Genomic DNA, 2,129 nt, shown 5'->3' with positions numbered 1-2,129 from the left:
GGTGTCGGCGGCGGGTGAATCCTGGTCACTTTCGGCGCTCGAAAAGTGAACGGTTGCGGGCAGTCTAGCCAGGGGTCTCGTCGGTGGTGGTGCGAATGCTGGGGAGGCTGTCGATGCCTCTGCCGCGGAGGCGGTAGCTGGCCCCTTTGAGGGTGAGGACGTCGGCGTGGTGAACGATCCGGTCGATCATCGCGGCGGCGACGGCCTGGTCTCCGAAGACGCCACCCCAGCCGGAGAACGGCAGGTTCGAGGTCAGGATCAGCGACGCGTGTTCGTAGCGTGACGAGACCAGCTGGAAGAAGAGGTTGGCGGCGTCTTGTTCGAACGGGAGGTAGCCGACTTCGTCGACGATGATCAGCCCGTAACGGCGAAGCCGGGTGAGCTCTCGTGGGAGGTTGCCTTGCCGGTGGGCGTCGGCGAGTCGGGTGACCCAATCGGTCGCAGTCGCGAACAACACCCGGTGCCCGTGGCGGGCAGCGACGATCCCGAGCGCGGTCGCGAGGTGCGTCTTCCCGGTCCCGGGAGGGCCGAGCAGGACCACGTTCTGCGCTTCGAGGAGGAACCCTCCCGAAGCGAGCGCGGCGATCTGCTGCCGGGTGGCTGGTTGCGCGTCCCAGTCGAAGTCCTCGAGCGTCTTCCGGCTCGGGAAGCCAGCGGCTTTGATCCGCAGCTCCGCGCCGGAGGCGTTGCGAGCGCTCACTTCGCGTTCGAGGACGGCGGCGAGGTAGTCCTCGAACGACCACCCGGCGTCGCGTGCTTGGTCCGCCATCCGGGCTGCGGCCTCCGTGATCCGGGGTGCCTTGAGTGCGCCGGCGAAATAGGTGATCTGCTTCGCGACGTCGGTCTTGCCGGCCATCAGTTGCTCCCCTCGACGAGCCCGAACGCGCGGTCGTAGTCGGCGAGATCCCGAGTCAGATCGTCGCCGACTGGAACAAGTCGCGGCTGCTGGAACTCGCGTCGTAGGACGGCCGCAGCTTCTCGATGCGCGGGGTCGGTGATCACCATTCCTCGTGCCCAGACACGGGTGTGGTCGGCGATGATCCGTCCATCGAGGCGGACGCGGACCCGGTCCAGGTCCGCGGTGACGTCGACGATCCTGCCGATCGCGCGCGGGTCGACGGAGTAGTCGTTCGTGTCGATGCGGACGTAGTAGTCGCGGCCGAGCCGGATCCGGTTCCGCCAGCCCAGATGCAACGGGATCGGCGGCAACGGCAACATCGCCGCCAGATCCGCAGGCAGCAGCGAGATCGGAGAGGCGGCCAGGGTGCGCACCCTCCGCTGGTTGGCGACTCCGAGCCAGTCGGTGAACTGCTCGTTGAAGTCCGCGGGCGAGGTGAATGACCGGCCCGGCATGAACGATGTCTCGAACCAACCGTTGCGGCGTTCCACGATCCCTTTCGATTCCGGATCCCGCGGCGGCAGCAGCACGAGCTTGGTCGCGAGGGTTCCCATGAACGCGTCGACTCCGTCCGCGTGACGGCGTCCTCGCCCGATGCCGGGCTCGTTGTCCCAGATCAGCCGACGCGGAACCCGGCCGAGCTGCTCGATCAGCTGCCAGGTCCCGAGCAGCAGATCCTCCGTCTTCCGCGTCGGGATCATCACTCCCGTCGTGAACCGGCAATGCGCCGGGGTGATCACCAGCACCGGCAACAGCTTCGCTGTCCCGTCCTCGAGCGGGATCTTCTTCGGCGGGAACCACAGATCGCACTGCGCCGCGTCCCCCGCCGCCCACGTGATCCGATCCGCGGGATCGAGACGCTGCTGCTCGGGCCGCAAACGCTTCACGTTGTCACGGAACCACCGGATCGAGCCCGTCCACCCGACCCGCTCCGCGAGCACCGTCGCCGGCATCGTCGGCGTCTCCAGCAGCAACGCACGCACCCGCGACTCGAACGGCGTGAACGACGTCGGCGCCGCTGTCCGCTCATAGTGAGGCGGCGATTCCGAGTTCACCGCCTTGATGACCGTGGTCCTCGAGATCCCCAACCGCTCAGCAATATGCGCCTTCGGCACGCCCTCGCCGGCCAGCCTCCGGATCAACGCCCAGTCCTCCAAAGTGATCACTCTCCAATCGTTGAGTGTTCACTTTTCAAGCGCCGCTACTGTCCAGTTTTCGAGCGCCGTCGACA

The 2,129-nt window shown here is 67.0% G+C and carries 2 protein-coding genes; both read right to left on the bottom strand.

What is annotated here, in order from left to right; genetic code table 11:
* Window positions 1-64: 64 nt before the first annotated feature.
* Window positions 65-856, bottom strand: coding sequence for an IS21-like element helper ATPase IstB (gene istB, locus ACPEH2_RS15715; RefSeq protein ID WP_125133150.1), 792 nt, complete (start codon window positions 854-856; stop codon window positions 65-67).
* Entirely contained in the window at window positions 856-2,064 is a 1,209-nt protein-coding gene (istA, locus tag ACPEH2_RS15710) for an IS21 family transposase (RefSeq protein WP_125133149.1), read from the bottom strand. The genes istB and istA overlap by 1 nt, the downstream gene beginning before the upstream one ends.
* Window positions 2,065-2,129 lie beyond the last annotated feature (65 nt).

This window comes from Microbacterium sp. NPDC064942, assembly GCF_049545525.1.
In the GTDB taxonomy this organism is placed as follows: Bacteria; Actinomycetota; Actinomycetes; order Actinomycetales; family Microbacteriaceae; genus Microbacterium; species Microbacterium gawkjiense.
Note: the sequence above shows the minus strand (reverse complement) of the source record. Positions and strands in the feature narration are given on the sequence as shown.